The sequence below is a fragment of the Microvirga sp. VF16 genome (assembly GCF_016864375.1).
GTDB lineage: Bacteria > Pseudomonadota > Alphaproteobacteria > Rhizobiales > Beijerinckiaceae > Microvirga.
Genome location: NZ_CP069357.1, coordinates 379,374 through 399,551, shown reverse-complemented (window position 1 = coordinate 399,551; position 20,178 = coordinate 379,374). Strand labels below are relative to the sequence as shown.

Annotated in this window: 23 protein-coding genes and 1 pseudogene; 12 read left to right on the top strand and 12 right to left on the bottom strand. The window is 63.3% G+C overall.

What is annotated here, in order from left to right; translation table 11 throughout:
* Window positions 1–106 precede the first annotated feature (106 nt).
* A pseudogene (locus tag JO965_RS41015) lies at window positions 107–349 on the top strand (integrase core domain-containing protein); the annotation flags it as partial.
* A gap of 383 nt (window positions 350–732) precedes the next feature.
* Here JO965_RS41015 and JO965_RS41010 read toward each other — a convergent pair.
* The 4 genes from JO965_RS41010 to JO965_RS40995 all read right to left on the bottom strand — a co-directional run bounded on the left by JO965_RS41010 (window position 733) and on the right by JO965_RS40995 (window position 2,207).
* Entirely contained in the window at window positions 733–933 is a 201-nt protein-coding gene (locus JO965_RS41010; protein ID WP_203446799.1) for a hypothetical protein, read from the bottom strand.
* A 175-nt stretch (window positions 934–1,108) separates the two neighbouring features.
* Window positions 1,109–1,399, bottom strand: a complete 291-nt coding sequence (locus JO965_RS41005; RefSeq protein ID WP_203446798.1) for a hypothetical protein — start codon at window positions 1,397–1,399, stop codon at window positions 1,109–1,111.
* 66 nt (window positions 1,400–1,465) lie between these two features.
* Window positions 1,466–1,843 (bottom strand): hypothetical protein, encoded by a 378-nt coding sequence (locus JO965_RS41000; RefSeq protein WP_246777215.1) that lies wholly within the window; start codon window positions 1,841–1,843, stop codon window positions 1,466–1,468.
* 88 nt (window positions 1,844–1,931) lie between these two features.
* On the bottom strand, window positions 1,932–2,207 hold the full coding sequence (locus tag JO965_RS40995) for a hypothetical protein (RefSeq protein ID WP_203446797.1): 276 nt from the start codon (window positions 2,205–2,207) through the stop codon (window positions 1,932–1,934).
* A gap of 2,112 nt (window positions 2,208–4,319) precedes the next feature.
* Between JO965_RS40995 and JO965_RS40990 the strand changes: the two genes are divergently transcribed.
* The gene (locus JO965_RS40990; protein ID WP_203446796.1) at window positions 4,320–4,988 is read left to right on the top strand and encodes a spondin domain-containing protein; all 669 of its coding nucleotides are present in this window, start codon (window positions 4,320–4,322) and stop codon (window positions 4,986–4,988) included.
* Window positions 4,989–5,127: 139 nt separating this feature from the next.
* Here JO965_RS40990 and JO965_RS40985 read toward each other — a convergent pair whose 3' ends face one another.
* The 4 genes from JO965_RS40985 to JO965_RS40970 form a co-directional block, all read right to left on the bottom strand.
* The gene (locus JO965_RS40985; RefSeq protein WP_203446795.1) at window positions 5,128–5,460 is read right to left on the bottom strand and encodes a four-helix bundle copper-binding protein; all 333 of its coding nucleotides are present in this window, start codon (window positions 5,458–5,460) and stop codon (window positions 5,128–5,130) included.
* 574 nt (window positions 5,461–6,034) lie between these two features.
* Window positions 6,035–6,643, bottom strand: a complete 609-nt coding sequence (locus JO965_RS40980; RefSeq protein WP_203446794.1) for a class I SAM-dependent methyltransferase — start codon at window positions 6,641–6,643, stop codon at window positions 6,035–6,037.
* Between the two features lie 174 nt (window positions 6,644–6,817).
* A complete protein-coding gene (locus tag JO965_RS40975; protein ID WP_203446793.1) occupies window positions 6,818–7,057 on the bottom strand; it encodes a hypothetical protein in 240 nt (79 codons plus the stop codon).
* Window positions 7,058–7,130: 73 nt separating this feature from the next.
* On the bottom strand, window positions 7,131–7,472 hold the full coding sequence (locus tag JO965_RS40970) for a hypothetical protein (RefSeq protein ID WP_203446792.1): 342 nt from the start codon (window positions 7,470–7,472) through the stop codon (window positions 7,131–7,133).
* Window positions 7,473–8,110: 638 nt separating this feature from the next.
* Here JO965_RS40970 and JO965_RS40965 point away from each other — a divergent pair.
* Window positions 8,111–8,383, top strand: a complete 273-nt coding sequence (locus tag JO965_RS40965; protein ID WP_203446791.1) for a hypothetical protein — start codon at window positions 8,111–8,113, stop codon at window positions 8,381–8,383.
* Between the two features lie 307 nt (window positions 8,384–8,690).
* On the opposite strand, the gene JO965_RS40960 is transcribed toward JO965_RS40965, so the two are convergent.
* A complete protein-coding gene (locus JO965_RS40960; protein WP_203446790.1) occupies window positions 8,691–9,479 on the bottom strand; it encodes a DsbA family protein in 789 nt (262 codons plus the stop codon).
* Window positions 9,480–9,980: 501 nt separating this feature from the next.
* Here JO965_RS40960 and JO965_RS40955 point away from each other — a divergent pair.
* Window positions 9,981–10,502: a hypothetical protein gene (locus JO965_RS40955; RefSeq protein WP_203446789.1), complete on the top strand. Its 522-nt coding sequence runs from the start codon at window positions 9,981–9,983 to the stop codon at window positions 10,500–10,502.
* A 134-nt stretch (window positions 10,503–10,636) separates the two neighbouring features.
* On the opposite strand, the gene JO965_RS40950 is transcribed toward JO965_RS40955, so the two are convergent.
* The 3 genes from JO965_RS40950 to JO965_RS40940 all read right to left on the bottom strand — a co-directional run bounded on the left by JO965_RS40950 (window position 10,637) and on the right by JO965_RS40940 (window position 13,545).
* Window positions 10,637–11,035, bottom strand: a complete 399-nt coding sequence (locus JO965_RS40950) for a Fur family transcriptional regulator (protein ID WP_246777214.1) — start codon at window positions 11,033–11,035, stop codon at window positions 10,637–10,639.
* Between the two features lie 171 nt (window positions 11,036–11,206).
* Window positions 11,207–12,427, bottom strand: a complete 1,221-nt coding sequence (locus tag JO965_RS40945; protein ID WP_246777213.1) for a ZIP family metal transporter — start codon at window positions 12,425–12,427, stop codon at window positions 11,207–11,209.
* Complete coding sequence (locus JO965_RS40940) at window positions 12,424–13,545, bottom strand: multicopper oxidase domain-containing protein (protein WP_203447454.1); 1,122 nt, start codon at window positions 13,543–13,545, stop codon at window positions 12,424–12,426. The genes JO965_RS40945 and JO965_RS40940 overlap by 4 nt, the downstream gene beginning before the upstream one ends.
* Window positions 13,546–13,955: 410 nt before the next feature.
* Between JO965_RS40940 and JO965_RS40935 the strand changes: the two genes are divergently transcribed.
* The 8 genes from JO965_RS40935 (at window position 13,956) to JO965_RS40900 (ending at window position 20,134) form a co-directional block, all read left to right on the top strand.
* Entirely contained in the window at window positions 13,956–14,357 is a 402-nt protein-coding gene (locus JO965_RS40935) for a hypothetical protein (protein WP_203446787.1), read from the top strand.
* 202 nt (window positions 14,358–14,559) lie between these two features.
* Window positions 14,560–14,817 (top strand): hypothetical protein, encoded by a 258-nt coding sequence (locus JO965_RS40930; protein ID WP_203446786.1) that lies wholly within the window; start codon window positions 14,560–14,562, stop codon window positions 14,815–14,817.
* A gap of 96 nt (window positions 14,818–14,913) precedes the next feature.
* A complete protein-coding gene (locus JO965_RS40925; protein WP_246777212.1) occupies window positions 14,914–16,383 on the top strand; it encodes a TolC family protein in 1,470 nt (489 codons plus the stop codon).
* 19 nt (window positions 16,384–16,402) lie between these two features.
* Window positions 16,403–17,824 (top strand): multicopper oxidase family protein, encoded by a 1,422-nt coding sequence (locus JO965_RS40920; protein WP_203446785.1) that lies wholly within the window; start codon window positions 16,403–16,405, stop codon window positions 17,822–17,824.
* A gap of 30 nt (window positions 17,825–17,854) precedes the next feature.
* Window positions 17,855–18,337 (top strand): plastocyanin/azurin family copper-binding protein, encoded by a 483-nt coding sequence (locus JO965_RS40915; protein WP_203446784.1) that lies wholly within the window; start codon window positions 17,855–17,857, stop codon window positions 18,335–18,337.
* A 46-nt stretch (window positions 18,338–18,383) separates the two neighbouring features.
* Complete coding sequence (locus JO965_RS40910) at window positions 18,384–18,683, top strand: copper-binding protein (RefSeq protein WP_203446783.1); 300 nt, start codon at window positions 18,384–18,386, stop codon at window positions 18,681–18,683.
* A gap of 80 nt (window positions 18,684–18,763) precedes the next feature.
* Window positions 18,764–19,483: a copper-binding protein gene (locus JO965_RS40905; RefSeq protein WP_203446782.1), complete on the top strand. Its 720-nt coding sequence runs from the start codon at window positions 18,764–18,766 to the stop codon at window positions 19,481–19,483.
* Window positions 19,484–19,591: 108 nt separating this feature from the next.
* On the top strand, window positions 19,592–20,134 hold the full coding sequence (locus JO965_RS40900; RefSeq protein ID WP_203446781.1) for a hypothetical protein: 543 nt from the start codon (window positions 19,592–19,594) through the stop codon (window positions 20,132–20,134).
* Window positions 20,135–20,178: the final 44 nt, after the last annotated feature.

Below are 20,178 nucleotides of genomic sequence, written 5' to 3'. Positions count from 1 at the left end.
GCACCTTCGTGCTCCCGGTGCCCCGCGTCCCAGATGGGCTCACCATAGCACCGCTTTTCGAAGAAAGCAGATGGACGCATAAGGCACCGCAAACATCATGCCGGATAACGGACAGGTTGAGCGCATGAACCGCACGATCAAGGACGCGACCGTCAGGCGCTACTACTACGACACTCACGACCAGCTTCGGCAGCATCTGGCTGACTTCGTGAGCGCCTACAACTTCGCCCGCCGGCTCAAGACTCTGCGCGGGCTCACTCCCTACGAGTACATCTGCAAAACTTGGACAACCGAGCCTCATCGCTTCAGGCTCGATCCGATCCATCAAATGCCGGGACTAAACATCTAGCAGGCCGGACAGCATGCGCTGTCACGCCGTCCTCGGGCGGATATGTTTAGGTCCGAGAATCCCTTACGGCTGATCGCATTGCAATGGCAGGCGGGCATGAGAATGAGCCCGAGCATCCTTCCCTCCGCCGCCTTATCTGCAGCGGCAAAAAGACCCGGAGCGCCTCGCGACCGTACAAAGTGCGCGAGAGCCCCTCAACTCGCAGTCTTGCTTTACGGGATTCTGGTATGAGCGAGGAACTCCTTTTCTCTCAACTCTGCCTCAGTTCTCAGGTTAAACTCGGGGTGGGTCCGCAGTTCGAGCAAACTTCGCCACACGCATCTTTACAACCGCCGCGCAGTAAGCCGGCAGGACTAACGCGGTCAGAGGCGCGACCGCCCTCCTCAGTGCCGGCCCTGAGGAACCGCTTTCGTTCTTTCTAGAATGGAACGGCCCGAGTCCGGTAAGGCTATGCTTTCAAATTCAGGGTCCATCGCTTCCAGAGCTTGGAAGAGATGATCAGCGACATCCAGTCGGTTCTCTGCAACCGCCCGTCGGAAGGCACGGATGATTTGGCGTTCTAGTCCATTGTAGATAAGTCGCATGTCAGATCTCCTGAAACGCGATGGCCCGACCACATTGCCTTCGTAACTCACGGATGCACTGCCTCTTCGAACAATCACTTTGCGTCGCACCGGAATACCGGTCTAGCGGATTGCCAATGGAAGCGGGGTGCGGCCGCCGCGCTAGGGGAACCGCGGCGGCCGCGCGTCGCGCTCGCTAGCCTCTCTGCCCAGGAGTGGCCGGCGGGGTCTCACGCGACGGAGTGGCGGGCGTCTGGTCGGTCATGGCCTGCATCATGCGGTTGCAGTTTTCCATCATCTGCATCATGGCGCCCATGGTGCCCATCATGGTGCCGCCCATCATGCCCGGGCGGTCCATCGCGCCGGGTGATGGAGCTGTGCCGGGTGTCTGAGGCGCGGCGGCACCGGGCGCCTCCTGCGCCCGCAGGGCCGGCGCCAATGCCAGGCCGGCGCCCAGCGCCAGCAGGGCGAGAGTGGTTGTCTTCATGGTGCTCCTGTTCCTTTCTCCGGGGTGAACTCGGGTGCGGGCGGCTATGGCCAGCGGCTGCGGGGCTCAGGCCGGACCCGGCCCACCGCGCTCGCTCGTGTCCGGCTCGTGCGCCGGAGGTGCGGGGCTGTCCTTCTGGCATCCGGCATCGCCCGGCCGCGAGCAGAGGCTCAGGGCGCACATGGCGGCGCAGGGTGCGAGGGCGAGCAGCAGCGGGGCGATGCCGGCCGCGACCAGCCAGCTCCAGTTCAGGGCTGCGCCGCCGACCAGCGCCAGCGCCGCAAGGATCAGCCAGGTCCGGCGGCCGCCCCAGGCCACCCTGCCACGCGGACGCGGTGCGGCTCGGGCGGCGTCTGCGACGGAAGCGGTGCGTGCGTTCATCATGCGACCTCCATGGGCGTCGTCGATGCGCCCCTGCCAATCAGTTCGGATCCTCCGCCGCATCGGTTACAGCCTCACGCATCTGTGAAGCGATCGCCCGAGTGACTGTCAGAGGGCGAGATCCCGTCCAAAAACCCCGCAACATCTTTGGTCATTTGCTATTGCGCTTGATTACAAGGTAGCGGGAGTTGTCAAACGCGGCGGCACCGTTCCTGGCGAGCATCTCCTGCAGGGGTGTCGGCCTGTAGCCTGGGGGAAAGCTGCCCTCCGGGAACCGGGAGGTCAGGTCACGCTCCAAGCCGCTTCGGAGGCCTGCCGGAAAACTAGGCTCGACCGTCGAAGGTCCGCGCGTCGCTCTTGCCGTCTCTGCATGCGCGGCGCCCGCAACTGAGATAGCAGCGATGGCAGCGAGGACCAGCAATTTCATTGTTCATTCTCCTTGTCGTGGGCGGCGCCTGAAACACGCTCCTGACCATGAGTTCGGATAGAATACGGTCCCGGTTACATCCGCATGCGAGGGAACGCGCGGTAGCGCGACGAGCAGAAGCGATAGGGTTGCCGCCATGGCAGGAGCGGTGCGGCATTGTGTGAATCAATCATCGCCCCGCATACAATGCCCTTGACCCAATACTTCGCATCAGGAGGCGCTGGGTGCATTTCGCGGTCATGGATCGCGCCGAGATGGGTGTGAGCGGAGCTGCTGTTATTTCAGCACGATATGATTGTCAGGATTTGGTTTGTCAGACGATGTCGGATCAAATCGCGTTTTGCGCAGCGGAGCCGAGTTCTGAATCTGCCATTCGGGCATCGTCGCTCTCCGCTTGGGCGAGGCAGGGGTCAAGCTCCGCAACCGCTTAGCGGTGCTCCGCAGGTGCAGGACCTGACGGCCTGTGGGAGCACCAAGCCATCCTTCAGGCTGCCAGAATACCACCCGCTCCGACGCTGCCCGTCAAATCGAGCTTGGTATCTTACAAGTTTCCCCGGGAGCCGCCGCGGACTCGGCCGGCGTGCCTGCATCGGGTTCGGTTGTCGTGCATCCCGTTGGAAGTGCGCTGTAACCTCGAAGCACTGCCATACGAACTTATGCTCAGAGGCGATGCGCCGCTCTTCGGGCACAGGCGTAGCCGCCTTATGAGCAGTGTGCTTTTTGGTGAGGGGCCATGGCACGTCGATCTGCGGTTCGGCCGCAGCGTTTTACTATGATTTGGCACAAGGGCAGGCGTCCAAGGTGCCAGATTACATTGGCCAACGCGCTGGCTGGCATACGCGCCTTGCATGCTCTCCCCGAGCCTATATCGGCATGTGTTGCCATGACGGTCACGCAGTCGCTCCCGCGCATGATCGGCGATAGCGCGCCTTCGGACCGCCCCAAGGGTGATCTCAAAGGCAGGATGCCACGGCCGCGCAACCCTGGGCGGCTGAATCAGGCGAATAGACCTTTGATCACTGGCGCCGCCCGCTGCCAACTGATCTATTGCTATCTTCCGGAGCACTGCATTGCCAGACAAGACCGTTAACCGCCGGAGGCGGAAACCAGCCGGCGCTAGCCCTCTGGATAACGAAGTGCCCCGCCCTCTTGCAAGCAAAAGAGAGGGTAACGGCTCGCATTCTGACTTTGCCTCCGGCCGTCACCCTGTTCAAGGTGAGGCACGGAAAGTGACTGCGGCACAATCCTATATCATTTTTGAATCACGGTTCGCTCGCGACCTGTTCTGCGCGGTCCCGAAGAGTAGCCCGATCCCGGACTTCCTCATCGGTGCAGGCTGGAAGTTCCGAGGCACGCTGGGCCGGCCCGGGAGCAGCCGACGTGGCTTCAAAGCAGAGGCGGCACAAGCGGCCGTGCAGCGTGACGGATTCTACTTTTTTGTGATTTCGCCGAGCAAGACTTGAGCGTCACTCAGAACCGACAAATGAGGCTGGTCATGCTGTAAGAACTTGCCAACGAACTGCGCGAACCGTCCGGTGTCAGCAATGCCACATTCATCTTGCTTCAGAGGTCTTGGGAACAGGATCAGACCTGAAGGTTCTCAAAAGCACCGTGTCCGCACTCGGCCGTTCTTTTGATCATTGGTGGCTGCAGTCAGGATAGAGTTCAATGGGCTTCAACGGAGAGTTGCCACCGTGTAGCGCATCAAACGTGGTCCAATCTTCTGCTTGCAGTTGAGCGTGAAGCAGTCCCGTTCCCCATGGCTCTCGCATCCCCTACTCCGACATGCTTCTCTACCCGTTCGATGCGTCCATGATAGGAAAGTGGGTGCACATGAGCGGCCGTCCAGTCAGCTTCGGCGAAGGCGCAGGTTTATGTCGCAATCTCCCGGTTCCACTGACGAGACGATCCCATATTGAGACTAGGCTGGTTCGCAGCGTACGTTGATCGGCAGGTGCTGGTCTCCTACTCGGGCTTAGAAACATTCGCGACGGAGACAAGCGGGTCGCTATGGAATCGCGAGCTATTCGGCATTGGTCCGTAATCCCCTTGACCTTCTAGGCTGTAGACGTCGCGCTGGAGTGTCCAGCGCGCTTGGGCAAGGAGAATGCAATGTTCCGTCATCCCCAGTTCACGCTCGCCATGACTCTTGTCGCGGGGGCCGCCATCACCAGTGCGGCGCATGCCGAAGGTCCGGTCACCTTCGCGGTGTCCATCGAGAGCATCACAAGCAACGAGACGCTCACACTGCCCGACGGCAGACGCACGAGAGCCCCGATCTCCCCCGGCCTCTATGTCGTCTCCAAAGACAAGTTTGTCTTCTTCACGCCGGGGCAGCCGGCAGGCACCGCCTTGGAGTCATTGGCCGAAGACGGCAATCCCACGCCATTGATCGCGGCGCTCAATCACGGCAGATCGTCGCCGATCGCACAGCCGTTCTTGCACAATGAGGACTTCACCATCACGGCGGAGCCTGGCGATCGGCTTCATTTCGCGGTTATGTTCGTGCAGTCCAACGATCTCGTCTATGCACCGCAGGAGGGTGGCATGGACCTGTTCACGGCGGATGGCCAACCGGTCAGCGGTGAACTGACCGCCAGCGTCGCCCTTTGGGATGCTGGGACCGAAGTCAACCAGCCGCCCGGTGTCGGCTCGGATCAAGCGCCGCGACAGGCGGCGCCAAACACTGGCGCCTCCGAGAATGGCGTGCTGCGCCGGATCGACGAGGCCTCCTACCCGCCCGCCGCGAGCGTGATTCGGGTCACCGTCGCACCTGAGTAGAACCGCCATTCATGCCGCGACGACTCCTCTGCAGGCCTGGGCCGGCAGCCTCTGATGGCGGCATCCCGGCGAACCCAGTACAGTTTAGCCGCCGGGATGGGTAACTGCTTCCTGAAGAGGTGCTCGAGGCCGAGGCCTTTCAGGCGGCCATTCGGCGGCAGCTTTCGGCGCAGCGGCGGCAGGCCTCGATACAGTCCTGCATGTCGCCGACCTGCTCGCAGGAGCGGGCGCATTCCTCGCAGATCTCGGCGCATTCGCGGCAGGCATGCTTGTGGTGCGGCGAGTTCATCAGCATGAAGCCGGCCGCGGTCTTGCAGATCTCGGCGCAGGCGATCATGAGCCGGAAGTGGCCGGGTTCGACGTGCTTGCCGCCCTGCTCGAGGCAGTGGGTCATCGCCGTGCCGAAACAGGTCTGGTAGCAGCGCAGGCACTCGTCGATGCAAGCCCGCATCTCAGGCGATAGCTGATGCATGGTGGTCTCCTGAATTCTTGGCGCGCTAGGGACTAGCCCGCACCGGCGCGGCGCCTGACGCGCCGACGGACTGACGCTCGAGGGGCGGAGGCCTTGCACCCATTGATGGCATGAAGGCTCCGCCAGAATCAGGCAGGTTTTGGGGGATGATCGATGCCTGACAGTGCTGCCGATACCGGCATCAGGTCTGGCGACATCGGAACAGGGGCCCTCGGAGCAGTAGGATGAATCCCGCCGGCAACAGACGGGGCCAGGGCCATAGTGCAAGCGGAATGACAACACGATTGCCCAGACACGTGGCCCTTCGACTGCGAGGCATGCTTGTGGTTGGCAGTTACGCACTCTGTTTTGGCCGCATTCGCGGCATAGAGGTCCTGGGTAGAGATTGACCCGCGAACACGGAGACTCGCGTGCAACGGCGCACTCGCGAAGCCAAGGGCCACCAGCGCGATGATCCCGCGGCTTAGCATGAGGCGAATGAAATCGGCCACAGCACCATCCATCAGGGGTCAAAGCCAAAACGGCGGCCTCCGGTACCCGGTTCCGTCGCATGCCTTGGAGTGGGGCTTCAGGTTTAGCGCGCTAGGCCCTCGTACATGAACGTGAAGGGGCGTGGCCCACGAGCATATCCGGTGCGCAGGCCAACAATCCCGAAACCTGCCCCTGTGATGAGATCGGCGATCGGCCGGTTGAGATGACAGCCACCGGCGAGCGGTCTCCAGGCGGGAGTGAGCCAGTCCTGGAAGCGGACCACCCAAGAATCGGGTGCCCGGCCGTGCTCGACAAACAGGAGATCCCCGCCAGGCTTGAGCACCCGTCGCATCTCGGCGAGGGCCGCTGCAGCATCGGGGATGGAGCACATGGTCCAAGTCGTCACGATGGTATCGACACTGCTTCGTTCGAGCGGGATCGCCTCAGCAGACCTTGGCAGGAAGGACACGGCCCTGCCACTCGGTCCGGCGCGGCGCGAGGCTAGAGCTATGAGGGCCCGCGAGGGCTCCAGGCCGATGATCTCCGTCACCCCGGGGCCGTAGAATGGCAGGTTTAGGCCCGATCCGATGCCGACCTCCAGCACCCGGCCGTGCGCCGCCCCGACGATTCGTTGGCGGTAGCCGACGAGATCCTCATTTTTCATCGCATGGTCGAGGAGGCGGGGCAGCACGACGTCGCTGTAGAAGCTCATCCCAGTCCTCCTGCATGCCCCGTTCTGGGCGGAGATTGAGTTTGTCAAACCTCCCGGGCCACCTGGCGGAGGCCCGATGACTGAAGCTCTGTGGGGAGGTTGGCTCTCTGTCCCACATAATCGGGTCCGCTAGGATCTTTGCCATATTCCACCGACGGGATCAGATGCCTCGCCTTACATCTTGCCGAGATATAGACCATACAGAGCTGCGGCGAGGAGCAGAACCCCTGCGAGGAGGCAGAGCGCTCCTCGTCGGGAGCGTAGGAAGGTGGTGAGCGGATCCTCGAGGATGCCGGCACGTCTGAGGCGACCAGCCGCAATCCGGCGCTTGCGCCGGTTGAGCTGTTGGGCTCCTTCGGCTTCGAAGGGAGCGCCCGTCAGCTTTACGGTCGGTCGGACTGGCCTGTTGATCATTGAGGAACCGTCTACAGTAGCACCTGGTTACGCGCGGTGGATCGTTGAGGAGATCCCTTTCGAGTGGAATGGCTCATGCGCATGAGACGGCGGTCTCCTCCATGTAAAGCACTCCTCCCCGCCTCGAAATGGCGAAGTCTCTTTCAAGACCACTGTCAAGCAGGACGGTGACCGCACCGTCATGGACCGAGTAGGTACCGTGGTCGGTCCACAACCCGTCGTAAGCGTAATGCCCATCGTTGGCGAACGCGAAGGTGGCGCCCACCCGCGACGTGCAGACTTTGCCACGGAGAGCGCGCGTAATCTCATCAGCCCGGATTAAGCCGCTTTCTGGCTCAGCCTGAGCCAGCGCAATAGCCGGGGCTAACATCAAGGCCACCGTGCCTATCAATCCAGCAAAACGGGCATATCTCATTGCTTCCTCCCGGAACCCGAGCCCCCGCCTGGACGGTTTGCCGTCTCCTTCCTTCAATGTCGGCTAGCATTCTTCCAAGGTGCCGAACCGCTTAATGACTGCTTGGCACATTATCACAGATTGACCAATCAAGCCTTCAATTCGCGGGAGTGATCAGACACGCCTAGCCTCCTGCGGCTTTGCTCAAGCAATGCTCTGTAGACGGCATGATCGGCCGCCCTGCAGTTCGCTAGGGCCAATGTAACGCCTTGGTAAGAACCAGACGGGGCCCGCAAGCCTAGCCAGGGCGATCATCATCGGCCGGGCACTTCAGCAGCCTGGAAGGAAGCGGCCGCGCCAGGCGTGTCTGCAAAGAACTATTGCTAGTGGTCAAAATCTGACACTTGGTTCCCAGGGCCAACGGGCTAGTGTTGACCCGTTGCGGTTATCCCCCGTCCCGAGCTGCTGCTCCCGATCTTGCTTGAGAAAGGGTCCTTCGGCCGTCGGCTGGTATTTCCCACATGACGACTCTGGCGACGACTCTGAACCGCCCGGCCCGCGTCTGACCGCGGTGGTTTACAGCGCAGCATGAACAGGGCATCGTAGCCTTGGAGCGCGGCTCTCGATCCGGCCGTCGGCATCGTCGCAGGGAGGATGCTATGCCAACGATTATTGGCCATCACAACATCACAAAGGGCACGGAGCACTGGCTCACCTCACCGAAGCGCAAAGAGTTTTTCGGTTCGCTCGGAGTGACCAACATCCGAACGTTCGTAGATCCACAAAATCCGGCTCGGGTGGCTGTGATGATGGACGTGCCGGATTTGGATGCCTTGAAAACGGCGATGCAAAGCAAGGCGGCCAGTGACGCGATGGCCTTCGATGGCGTGGTGCCGGAGTCCCTGGTGATCCTCGTCGAATCGACGGGGTAATCGCCTCGGAAGAGGAGGTTCCAACGACAGCGTTGGCGGGCGCGTTGTTTTGAGGGTCGCGGTGCTCGATTATGGCGCAGAGCCGGCCGATCATCGCGGGAACCAAGTACCAGATTTCGACCACTAGCGCATGACCGGCCTGATGATGATCATTGCGAGATAGTTGGCGGCGCTTCTCGTCGCGGCTGGCGATGGAGCGGACTTGTTTGAGACAGTCCGATCAGAAGTTCAAGGTTATTGCGATCCCGATAAGCCTGACGATCAGAGACCGGACGAACTAAGGTTCCGAGCCCTTTGACGGAGAAGCCTAACATGCGATTTTGCCGCACTGACGTGTGTTTGCAATTGCCTGCCGCAGCGGCTCAAGTCCTACTGCGCCCGCAATGATATCTTCGTTCAGGATGAAGGCGGGCGTTCCCGTAATGCCGAGCTTATCGCCAAGGCCGGTATTCTCCTGAAGCACGGCCGTGACCGCAGCGCTCTGCATGTCCTTCTGCAGCCTCGCCAGGTCAAGCCCGAATTCCTTCGCCACGGCCAGTGCGCGCTCCCCGTTCGCGCGGCCGCGTGTCTCCATGAGCTTATCATGGAATGCCAGGTACTTGTCCGGGGAGAGTTGCTGTTTCGCCGCGACCACCACACGACTCGCCTCGACGGAGTCCGGCCCGAGAATCGGGAACTCCTTGAGCACAACCCGCAGCTTCGGATCGCTTCTGATGAGAGCGTCGACATCGCCCTTTGCCTTCCGGCAGTACGGACAGTTGTAATCAAAGAACTCGACCAGGGTCACATCGCCGGAAGGATTGCCGACCACGTAATCATTTGGCGAGTTGATCAGCTTTTCCCGCTCGGCGCGCAATGCGGTCGTTTGAGCGTTCTTCTGCGCCTCCTGCTGGCGGCGCTCAAGCTCCCCGATCGCTTCCTGCAAGACCTCGGGGTTTTTCAGCAAGTACTCCCTGATGATCGCCTCGATAGCTTGGCGCTGCGGAGCATCGAATTGTACAGGTTGGCTATTTGCAACTGTTGAGCCTAAAGCCAAAACGATCGCGAGAGCAAAGCGAAGGGAGATTCTGGGCTGTTTGCCCCGAGTCTGATCCATGGAACTAGCCTTCCTTAGAAAGGCATAAGAGGCATTACGTCGATATCTCCGACCATAAGCATAGCGGCTTGCAAGGATAATAGGGCGCGGACGCTCTGCCGCCAAAGCACACCGCTTCTGTGGCGGCCCAAGGCAAGTAACTTGCGGTCGCCTTGCGACGTGTGAGGAAGTCGCCGCCTACTGCTTGACACGCGGCCCACTGGCTAAGGGCCGAGTGAAACCGCGTGCAAAAACACCAGTCTCATTCGCTCGATCGATGCATCCGAGCCCTCGTGGAAAATGAGCACGTGGATCAGGTCGCAGTTCGGGTTTCACAACCTTCCCGAGCCGCCCTCACCTGAGCGCCTGGAGCGTGATTGCGGCCGCTGCCAGAGCACCCAAGTCGAACTGGTTTGCACAGCGCAAACCTCGAAAGGACATTCGCCATCTGCTGCGGCGTGCTGGCAGGCACGCTTCAGCCACAGTATTGGCCCATGCTTCCGGACGGCGGAGGGCGCCCGGGTGGACAGCCGACGGAAAATCCTCACCACGGTCCTTATGGCCGCCCTTGCCGGGCCGGCCATCGCAGACCCGTTCTACAGATCGCCCCGCAATGTCGGCATCGTAGTGAACGACAGGCTCCGGTTGGCCGGCCTTGATCTGCGCTTTGAACTCGAATGGTGCGCGGGGCGCGAGCTGATCGAATGCCGTTTCTCGTCAGCGCGCGCGTTCCTCGTCGCCACTGGTCGGGCAATGCCGCCCCGGACAAGGGAAATCATGATCGCAGCGGATCTCTTGGCAGCCGATGCCGCAGGCGATGTTCATGACCGCATCGTCGACGCCACCGCAGCATTGGGGGCAACGATGGAAATCTTCGATGCCGAGCTGCAACCCAATCGGAGATCCAGGTTGCTCTCGGACTTGCCTGGGGCGGCCCTCCGCGATGGGCAGAGCGAGGGCGACGGGATCAAGGCCCACTATTCACTGGCATTCGACCAGGGGGCCGATGGCCTGCTCACGATCACGGTGGTCCCCAAAAGATGAGGCATCACGAGCCTCGAAGCCGCGGCAGGGCCCCACTTCAGTCGAGCGAACGCGACCTTCTCGAAAAGCAGCCATCGTGTCGAGGACCGGGATGCGGCATGGCCTTCGAAATCCCCTGCGGGACGGACGCCCGATCAGGACCGGTCCTCGTCCGAGCGAGGGATGACCGGAACCGGCAGGGCATAGAGTTCCAGGCGATGGCTGACGAGCCGGTAACCGAGCCGTCGCGCGATCTCCGCTTGCAACCTCTCGATCTCGGCATTGCGGAACTCGACCACGTTCCCCGTTTCGAGGTCGATCAGGTGATCATGATGCGTCTTCGACGCCGGCTCGTACCGGGCATGGCCGTCACGGAATTCATGCCGCTCGAGAATGCCCTCCGCTTCCAGGCGCCGGACCGTCCGGTAGACGGTGGCGAGCGCGACATGCGGGCATTGCGCTACCACGCGGCGGTGCAGTTCGAACACGTCGGGATGATCTTCAGCCTCCGAGAGCACGTGGGCGATCAGGCGGCGCTGATCCGTCAGTCTCATCCCCTTCGCCCGACACTGGGCCTCGATGCGGTTCGCCCCCGACAATGCAGCGGGTTCCCGCGAGCCCCCGGCCCTTGCATGTGTCCTCCGGTTGGTCTCGATCCTGTCGCCCGGAGTTCCCGGGCCTGAATGCTTCGTCCTGCGAGCCGTCATCGAACCAGTCCTTGCTTGCTAGACCTTCACCAGGACGGCGGTGGCATACATCAGCGCAACACCGGCCACGAGACCGCCGATGACGCTGACGGGGACCGACGCAGTCTTCCATCGATCGTCCAGGCGGAGGAGATAGACTCCGACTTCCACAATCACCTGAAGGATCGCCCCGGCGCCGACCGCCAGTGCGAGGGCCGCCCACTGCGGGCTGTAGGCCAGGCTGCCGAACCATATGCCCAGGATGGCTGGGGCGCCGGCCAGCAGGGCCAGCCAGACGAAGGCGGACAGCGGCGGCGGCTCCTTCACCAGGGGCGCGGCGATCCCGATGCCTTCGGTGATGTTGTGCAGCGTGAAGCCGAGCACAAGGAAGGTGCCGAGTCCTGCGGCTCCGGCCGTGAAGGCGGCGCCAATCGCGAGGCCCTCACCAAGATTGTGCAGGCCGATCCCGAGCGCGATGTAGGTCGCCAGCGCCAACCCGGTCGGGGCGCCCCGGCGGCGGCCGACGACCCACAGCAGGAGGAAACTGACCGTGGCCGCGAGCACCACCATCACAGGGCCCTGGAAGGCCGTGGCCGCCTCCCCGGCCAGCTCGAGCGCATCCTCGGTCGCATCGACGAGCAGGAACGCGAGCAGACCGATGGTGAGGGCGAGCAGGAAGCCCATGCCCTGGGACCCGACCCCGCGCAGCGCCGGGTAGAACATCAGCCCAAGGGAAACCGGCACGATGCCGACGAAGGCGCCCAGCACGGCCTGCGGCACGAGCTGGCTCGAGTCGGCCTCCGGGGTCCGCACGGCCACCGGAATCTCATGGTCGAAGGTGGTTCCGGTTTTCGTCACGACCCGGATCGCGTGCGCCTCGCCAAGGGTCCATGGAAAGGGAATGTGGATCCAGGCGGTGGCAAGCCTGGGAAGATCGCCCGACGGATCCTGGGTGAAGGTCCAGTAGGCATCATCCACCTGGACCTGCGCGATGGTCACCGGCTCGGACCCGCCGGCCCGCACCAGAAGGTGGATACCGCCGTTGTCAAGGATGCGGCGCTCGAACGTCAGCCGCTCGACCGGCGGCGCGCCGTTGTTGAAGGCGCGCAAGGGATCGGAGACCACGAGCCATGCGGCCGCCATCCCAAGGAGGAATAGGGGCAGAGCAACCCACAGTGCGATGGCGTATCTCGACCGAGCCGTCGCCGTTGTTCTCGCTGGTGGAGCAGCAACCGTGTCAGGACCCGCGATTTCGCTCATGCGGCAGCCTCCACTACATCGAACATGCCCATCCAGCCGAGCTCGGTGAACTCGGACTGGTGAGCGTGGAACATGTACAAGCCGGTCTCGTGCTCCCGGTAGGTGAACTCCAGGATGCCGCGCTGGGCCTGGCACTGCATGACCGTGTCGATGGTGCGCAGCGTCGGCGTCAGGGTTGTACCGTGGTCGTAATAGTCGAAGAAGTTGCCGTGCAGATGCAGCGAGTTGATCGGATCGAACTCGACCACGTTGATGAGGTAGATGCGCACCGGCCTGCCGCGGACCACTGTGATTGGGTGCTTGGCAAAGTGATGCGCCACCGTGTTGACGGCGTAGATCTCGTTCTCGCCGTCGAAGTTGGTGTCGAAGGCGTTCATCACCATGACGAATTCCTGCCAACCCTGGTTCTCGGGCGTGCCGAGGAGGCGTGAACGGGCAACCTCAGCCAGTTCGGGATGACGTGTCGGGTCGGGATCAATGACGAAGGCGCCGTACATGCCCTTGTGGATGTGCCGCTTCAACGGCAGCGAGTGGCAGTGATAGAGGTGGCACCCGAACGGGAAGGCATCGAACTCGTACGTGAACGCCTCGCCAGGACCGATCTCCCCTGCTCCAGGGATCCCGTCCATACGGGCCGAGTGGATGCCGTGGAAGTGCATCGAGTGGCGATGCGAGCCATCGTTTTGAAAGATGATCCGGATGCGGTCGCCCTCTGTGACCCGCATGGTCGGGCCCGGCACCCGGCCATTGTAGGTCCAGGCCGGAAAGAAGATGCCCGGTGCGATCTCGATTTCCTTGTCCTCGCCGGTGATCTCGAAGGTGCGCAGCGTGCGGCCGTCTGGCAGCAATGAGACGATCCCGGTGTCCCAGTCAGTCAGGAGCGCTGTCGGATCGAAGCCGTTGCGGGCGCTGCCGACGTCGCCGACCGTGATCATGTTGCCGTGCGCGCCGTGGGGATTGGTTGAGTTCGTTTCGTAAGGCCGAGCCGCCGCCCCATGGCCGGCATGCGGGCTTTGGCCGGTCGCTGCCACACCCCCGAGCAGGGAGCCGCTGGCCGTGGCGAGGCTGCCCCAGAGAAGGTGGCGGCGGTTGACGGTCTCTCGCAGCCAGTTGCGCATGGCAGCCACTCGCGTTGCTCTTGCAAGGCATTTGCAAGTTAGCGCGTTTCTGGGATTTACTCAAGAACTTAGTTCTGGCTCAGCGCGGATCTCCCGGACCTGAGACATTGATGGCGGGATGCCGGTCAAACGCAAATCCCCCGGGACTGGACCGGTTGTCACTTCCAACCTCCCTGACACAGGCGCCGTTTGTCGCAGGCTAAATTTGGGACAGCTAAACTGGGGGTGTTGACCTTGCCACGGTGGGGAGGGCTACAGGCTTCGTGAACAAAGCAGAGCTGAGGATTTCCATGCTCTCCTACCTCATTCCCTCCCGCTAGACAGGGGCCGACCCTCTGTCTGCCCTCGCCTTGTCGAATCCAGATTTTCGTGACACATATCCGGTTCTGACGAACAGGAGCGCCTTCCCCTTGCGGCTGATGGGCACAATCATCGTGGCACTGCTTGCGCTTACCATGGCGATCCTCCCGATCTCCATGTCGCAGGCGGCTGCGCCGGCCGGGCATGGGCCCGCCACGGCGGTTAACGCCGGGCACGAGCATGCAGCCGTCGATGGGGATCACGAGCACGCGGATGTGCTGGCATCCTGCGACGATACCGCGTTGAGCGGCTTCAGCGACCAAGATGGGGACACGCAGGATTGCACAGGCCTGATCTGCTGTAGCATGGGCGCATGCCATGCCTTTCAGGGCAGTGCACCTCCCAGCCTCTACTCCCCGGCGGCTTCCCAGGCTCCCATGGTGATGGCCGGCGACGAGCAGGTCGGGGGCATCACCGCAGGCGGCCTCGACAGGCCTCCACGAACCGTCTGAGTCAGGCGCGGGCGGCTGACGCCCGCACGAACCGGCGTGCCCGCTCCTGAGAGCCGGCTGCGACCGTCCTGAAGCTCAAACCGGTCATCCTTCGCAGATCGCAATCAGAACGCCGGGCCTGTGGTGAAGGACGGACGTGCCGTCCGCCATCGCATCGTCCCATTCTGACCACGCTGCGGAGGTCCGCCCGGAGACGGACCCCATGATAAAGCTGATTCCCTTGGCTATGCTTGGCCTCAGTCTGGGTGCCTGCGTGGCCACCCAGCCGCCCTCCTACCTTGCGGCTCCTGCCAACTCCACCATCGACACCCGCAGCCCTGGCTATACCGCCGTCACCGCTGGCGTGCGAAGCTACGATGTCGTCGACCCTCTCGATTGGCGCGAGCTCAACCGGCGCGTCGCGCCCGGCGCCAATCCGGAGCGCGACGACTCGAACGATGCTGCCCGGCGCGGGCGGTGATCCATGGGTGAAAACAAGGACATATCAGCCGCTTTGGGGGCGGCGCGGCAACGCACGCGCAAGGAAAGCAATATAATGACTCAAAAAGAGTGCAAGATGGTATCAATGCCACGCCTGGGGCTACTCGGCAGCGTCGCCCTGACCGTGCTCCTTGGCGGCTGCGTCTCCTTTTCGGCAGACGGTGGATTGTCGACAGCACAAACGGTCGCGTACGCTGAACTGAACAAAGACGTCGTCAAGGTCACCAACGAGGCTGAGGCCCTTGGCATTCAGCAGCGGGTTGAGGAGCTGCTGCGCCGCCCGCTCACCCCCGACAGCGCGGTCCAAATTGCGCTGCTGAAAAACCGTGGTCTGCAAGCGGACTTCAACGAGCTCGGGGTCTCGGAAGCCGAGTATATCCAGACGAGCTTGCCTCCGAGCCCCACCGTGTCCCTGTCACGGCTGGGCGGCAGCCTGGAACTTGAGATCGAGCGCCAGATCGTCATCGGCCTGTTCGAACTCGCCACCCTGCCGGCGCGGACGGCCATCGCCGAGCAGCGCTTCCGTGCCGCCCAGTTCCGCACCGCCGAGGCCGTGCTCCGGCTCGCCGCTGAGGCGCGTCGGGAATACTACCGGGCCATTGCCGCCAACCAGCAGGTCGCCTTTATGCAGCAGGCGCTCGGGACGGCGGAGACTGCCTCGGAACTCGCCAAGCAGCTCGGCGAGACCGGCTCGCTCAACAAGCTGGAGCAGGCGCGCGAGCATGCCTTCTACCAGGAACTTGGAGCTCAGCTCGCCCGTGCGCGGATTGAGCAGAAGGTTGCCCGCGAGCGCCTGATCCGGCAGCTCGGCCTGTGGGGTCGGGACATCGACTTCCGCCTGCCGAACTCGCTGCCGGCACTCCCGGCCCGCATCGCCTCGGCCCAGGACATCGAGCGTCGGGCGCTCGAACGGCGTGTCGACCTCCAGGCATTACGGCATGACCTGAATGCGGTCGCGGGGCAGTACGGCCTGACCAACGCCACGCGGTTTGTGACCGATATCGAACTCGCCGGGCTGTCCAGTTACGAACGCACGACATCCGTTTTCTCCGAAGGCGGCGAGACTGTGGTCGAGAGTGAACGGATCAAGCGGCGCGGGCTGGAGGTCGCTTTCACGATCCCGATCTTCGACTTCGGCGCGGTGGGCGTCCGCAACGCCCAGGAGACCTACATGGCCGCCGCCAATCGCCTGGCGGAGCGGGCCGTCAACGTGCGCTCCGAGGCCCGCGAGGCCTACCTGCGCTACCGCGGCAACCATGACCTCGCCCGCCATTACCAGGGCCGCGTCCTGCCGTTGCAGAAGACCATCCAGGATGAAGCACAGCTCCAGTACAGCGGCATGCTCGTCGACGTGAGCCAGCTCATCCTCGACGCCCGCACCCGCATCCTCAGCAACGTCGACGCCATCAACGCCCGCCGCGACTTCTGGATCGCAGCCACCGACCTCAAGGCCGCCCTGATCGGCGGCGGGGTTGGCGGCGGAGAGGGCGGCGGGGAAACCACCACAGCTGCGGCCGGCGGGGGAGCCGGCGGCGGCGGACACTGAAACCCTTGAGGAGAACCCAATGACCGACCTATCGCGCAGGAACTTCCTCGGCGCCGGAGGCCTGGCCCTTGCCGGCGCCTCGATGATCAGCGGACGTACCCAGGCCGCCAGCCTGCCCGAGGCGCCGACCATGACCGAGGCCACGATGCAGCCGCCGCTCTATCCCAAGAGCGGGCCAGACTACCAACCCGTGGTCACCCTCAACGGCTGGACCCTGCCCTGGCGCCAGAACGGCGACTGGAAGGAGTTCCACCTTGTCGCCGAGCCCGTCGTGCGCGAGCTCGCGCCCGGCATGAAGGCGCATTTGTGGGGCTACAACGGCCAGTCGCCGGGACCGACCATCGAGGCGGTCGAGGGCGACAAGGTGCGCATTTTCGTCACCAACAAGCTGCCGGAGAACACCGCAGTGCACTGGCACGGCCAGCTCCTGCCCAACGGCATGGACGGCGTGGGCGGCCTGACCCAGCCGCACATCCCGCCCGGCAAGACCTTCGTGTACGAGTTCATTCTGCGCAAGTCCGGCACCTTCATGTACCACCCGCATTCGGACGAGATGGTGCAGATGGCGATGGGCATGATGGGCTTCTTCGTCGTGCACCCGCGCGATCCGGCCGAGCGCCGCGTCGACCGCGACTTCGTGTTCCTGCTCAACGCCTTCGACATCGAGGCCGGAAGCTACGTGCCGAAGGTCAACACGATGCTCGACTTCAATCTGTGGTGCTGGAACTCGCGCGTGTTCCCGGGGATCGATCACCTCGTTGCACGGCAAGGCGACAAGGTCCGCGTCCGGTTCGGCAACCTGACCATGACGAACCACCCGATCCACATGCACGGCCACGACTTCAAGGTCACCGGCACCGATGGCGGCTGGGTGCCCGAATCCGCGCAATGGCCGGAGGTCTCGGTCGACGTGGCGGTTGGCCAGATGCGCGCGTTCGAGTTCGTCGCTGACGTTCCCGGCGACTGGGCGATCCACTGCCATAAGTCGCACCACACCATGAACGCCATGGGCCACGGCGTGCGCACCTATATCGGCGTCAACATGAAGAAGACCGCGCCCGCAATTCGCAAGGTCGCACCGGGCTACATGCCGATGGGCTCGGCCGGCATGGGCGAGATGGGCTCGATGGAGATGCCACTGCCCGACAACACGCTGCCGATGATGACAGGCTACGGCCAGTTCGGGCCCATCGAGATGGGCGGCATGTTCTCGGTCGTGAAGGTCCGTCCGGGCCTGGCGGCCGACGATTACAAGGATCCGGGTTGGTACAAGCACCCGGAGGGAACCGTCGCCTACGAGTGGACCGGCGAGCAGCTCGCCGAGCCCGCCCGGGCAACCTCGCCCGACAGCGGCGTGAAGGCGACGGAGTTCCGCGCCGTCGATCCCCGCAAGCGCCCCGCTCGCACCGCCCAAAGCGGGGGCGGGCATAACAACCACTGACCAATCGCAGCAACAAGGAGTTCTTAAGCGATGAAATCCACTCTAACTCTGTCCGGTCTTGCAGCCCTCCTTCTTACGACGGGCCTCGCCTTCGCTGGCCCCGGAGCGCCTGGCCACCACGACAAAGAGGCTGCTTACGGCCAGCCTGGCGACCCGAAAAAGGCAGCGCGCGTCGTCCCGATCACCATGAAGGAAACCGACGACGGCAAGATGGTCTACTTTCCCGATAAAGTGGAAGTGCGCCAGGGTGAGCAGATCAAGTTCGTTCTCAAGAACAACGGCAAGGTCGACCACGAGTTTGTCCTCGACACCGTCGAGAGCAACGCGAAGCACAAGATCGAGATGCAGAAAAACCCCGACATGGAGCATGACGACCCGAATGCCCGGCGCCTGGCTGTCAGCAAGGGCGGCGAGATGGTGTGGCAATTCACCAAGCCCGGCACGTTCGAGTTCGCCTGCCTGATTCCCGGCCACTACGAATCCGGCATGCACGGCACCGTCGTCGTCAAGTGACGACGCCCTTTCCAACCACTGACAACATCCGACGAGGAGTTTTCCGATGAGGCGTATCAACTTCACCACGATCGCCCTGACTGCCGCTTTCGCCCTGTCGAGCCAAGCGTTCGCCCAGAGCCTGCCGGTGGTCTCCGGCACGGTCGAGAAGGTCGACACCGCTCAAGGCAAGATCACGCTCGAGCATGGCGCGATCTCGAACCTCAATATGGATGCCATGACCATGGTGTTCCGTGCCCAGGATCCGGCCATGCTCAAGCAAGTCAAGGCCGGCGACAAGGTGCAGTTCACCGCCGACCGGGTGAATGGCCAGATCACCGTCACCTCGATCAAGAAGGGCAAGTAAGGCCCGTGCCGCCCCGCGATCCAACGAGTTCGACACCTCCACTCGCGGGGCGGCCTTTCGCTTTCAGGAGAGAGACCACCATGAAACGCATGACCGCCACCCTCACTGCCGCTGGGGCCCTGCTGGCCATCGTCGCCATCGGTCCCGACCGCCTCGCCCAGGCGCAGCCCGCCAAGGGGGCGCCGGCCGCCTATGAGCGCGTCCGCGAGGTCATGAACGACCGCTTCAAGGATATGAAGCTCGTCGGCGATCCCGACAAGGATTTTGCCTCGTTGCTCATTGCCCATCATGAAGATCTGATCTTCCTCGCCAAGACACAGCTTGAATTCGGGGGCGATCGGCAGCTGCGCCAGCTGGCCCAAAAGATTCTCGACGAGCAGCAGAAGCAGATTTCCGAGCTGAAGGAGTGGCAGGTTCGCAATCGCCAGCCTGACTACCGCGCCCAGCCTGACCAGCCGCCGCACGGCTCCGGGCCGCTGGATCAACGGGGGGCACCGACCGCCCAGGCCAGTCCGGCCCCCGCCGTGCCCGCTCCCGCCGCAGCGCCAGCCCAAGCAGCCCCGGCCGCCAGCCAAGCCCCCATGGTGTCCGGCACGGTCGAGAAGGTCGACACCGCCCAGGGCAAGATCACGCTCGACCATGGCGCGATCCCGAACCTCAACATGGATACGATGACGATGGTGTTCCGTGTCCAGGATCCGGCCCTCCTGAAAGGCGTCAAGGCGGGCGACAAGGTGCAGTTCCAGGCCGACCGCGTGAATGGCCAGCTTTCCGTCATCAGCCTTCGGAAGGCGCGATAGCGGCATCAATTCCGTCCGGCCCCAACCCCGGGTGGACCATCGCCGGCCGCCGCGCTTTCGGACTCACCGTGGCGGCCGGCGATACCCAAGAACAACAAGGAAACCATCATGCTCCCGATGAAGCGGCTCGTTGCCGTTGGAGTGGCTGTGGCCACGATTGCAGCCTATGCCATCCTGCAGCCCTGTCCGGCCAATGCCGAGGACGAAAGCGCCGTCCTGGGCGACTTGGCCATCTCGCAGATCGCCGCCACACCCGCCCGCGCCGGTGAAACGACCGTGATCACCTTTGCGGTCGAGAACGCCGGAACTGACCGCGTCCTCATCACGGGCTTGCAGATGCCGGGGGAGCAGCCGGCGCGGATCATGGGGTCCTTCGGCCAAGGCCACAGCGGCGAAATCGGCACGCTGCCGGTCAGGCCCGGCGCCACCGAGCGCCTGGACGGCAGGAGGATCTGGATCGAGGTGGGCCCTCTCGCGCGGGATCTGGAACCCGACAGCGCCATCCCGGCCGACCTTGTTCTCGGTCCCTACGAGAGCCCACTGACGCTCCACGTCGGACCGGTCGCCACAGGCTCAACAAGGAACACGAATGCAGACGCGAGAATCGCCAACCAGTCTTCGCCGACAACGCATCCCGGCGCCGGATGCTGAAACCGGCCATCCGCTCGGATCCGCCCGCATCAGGAAACGGCCCG

Bases quoted from the DNA above. Each gene is read 5' to 3' on its own strand.
- JO965_RS41010 (WP_203446799.1), bottom strand. From the start codon at position 933: ATGCGACTTATCTACAATGGACTAGAACGCCAAATCATCCGTGCCTTC.
- JO965_RS41005 (WP_203446798.1), bottom strand. From the start codon at position 1,399: ATGAAGACAACCACTCTCGCCCTGCTGGCGCTGGGCGCCGGCCTGGCA.
- JO965_RS41000 (WP_246777215.1), bottom strand. From the start codon at position 1,843: ATGCGGCGGAGGATCCGAACTGATTGGCAGGGGCGCATCGACGACGCC.
- JO965_RS40995 (WP_203446797.1), bottom strand. From the start codon at position 2,207: ATGAAATTGCTGGTCCTCGCTGCCATCGCTGCTATCTCAGTTGCGGGC.
- JO965_RS40990 (WP_203446796.1), top strand. From the start codon at position 4,320: ATGTTCCGTCATCCCCAGTTCACGCTCGCCATGACTCTTGTCGCGGGG.
- JO965_RS40985 (WP_203446795.1), bottom strand. From the start codon at position 5,460: ATGCATCAGCTATCGCCTGAGATGCGGGCTTGCATCGACGAGTGCCTG.
- JO965_RS40980 (WP_203446794.1), bottom strand. From the start codon at position 6,643: ATGAGCTTCTACAGCGACGTCGTGCTGCCCCGCCTCCTCGACCATGCG.
- JO965_RS40975 (WP_203446793.1), bottom strand. From the start codon at position 7,057: ATGATCAACAGGCCAGTCCGACCGACCGTAAAGCTGACGGGCGCTCCC.
- JO965_RS40970 (WP_203446792.1), bottom strand. From the start codon at position 7,472: ATGAGATATGCCCGTTTTGCTGGATTGATAGGCACGGTGGCCTTGATG.
- JO965_RS40965 (WP_203446791.1), top strand. From the start codon at position 8,111: ATGCCAACGATTATTGGCCATCACAACATCACAAAGGGCACGGAGCAC.
- JO965_RS40960 (WP_203446790.1), bottom strand. From the start codon at position 9,479: ATGGATCAGACTCGGGGCAAACAGCCCAGAATCTCCCTTCGCTTTGCT.
- JO965_RS40950 (WP_246777214.1), bottom strand. From the start codon at position 11,035: ATGAGACTGACGGATCAGCGCCGCCTGATCGCCCACGTGCTCTCGGAG.
- JO965_RS40945 (WP_246777213.1), bottom strand. From the start codon at position 12,427: ATGAGCGAAATCGCGGGTCCTGACACGGTTGCTGCTCCACCAGCGAGA.
- JO965_RS40940 (WP_203447454.1), bottom strand. From the start codon at position 13,545: ATGCGCAACTGGCTGCGAGAGACCGTCAACCGCCGCCACCTTCTCTGG.
- JO965_RS40930 (WP_203446786.1), top strand. From the start codon at position 14,560: ATGATAAAGCTGATTCCCTTGGCTATGCTTGGCCTCAGTCTGGGTGCC.
- JO965_RS40925 (WP_246777212.1), top strand. From the start codon at position 14,914: ATGGTATCAATGCCACGCCTGGGGCTACTCGGCAGCGTCGCCCTGACC.
- JO965_RS40920 (WP_203446785.1), top strand. From the start codon at position 16,403: ATGACCGACCTATCGCGCAGGAACTTCCTCGGCGCCGGAGGCCTGGCC.
- JO965_RS40915 (WP_203446784.1), top strand. From the start codon at position 17,855: ATGAAATCCACTCTAACTCTGTCCGGTCTTGCAGCCCTCCTTCTTACG.
- JO965_RS40910 (WP_203446783.1), top strand. From the start codon at position 18,384: ATGAGGCGTATCAACTTCACCACGATCGCCCTGACTGCCGCTTTCGCC.
- JO965_RS40905 (WP_203446782.1), top strand. From the start codon at position 18,764: ATGAAACGCATGACCGCCACCCTCACTGCCGCTGGGGCCCTGCTGGCC.
- JO965_RS40900 (WP_203446781.1), top strand. From the start codon at position 19,592: ATGCTCCCGATGAAGCGGCTCGTTGCCGTTGGAGTGGCTGTGGCCACG.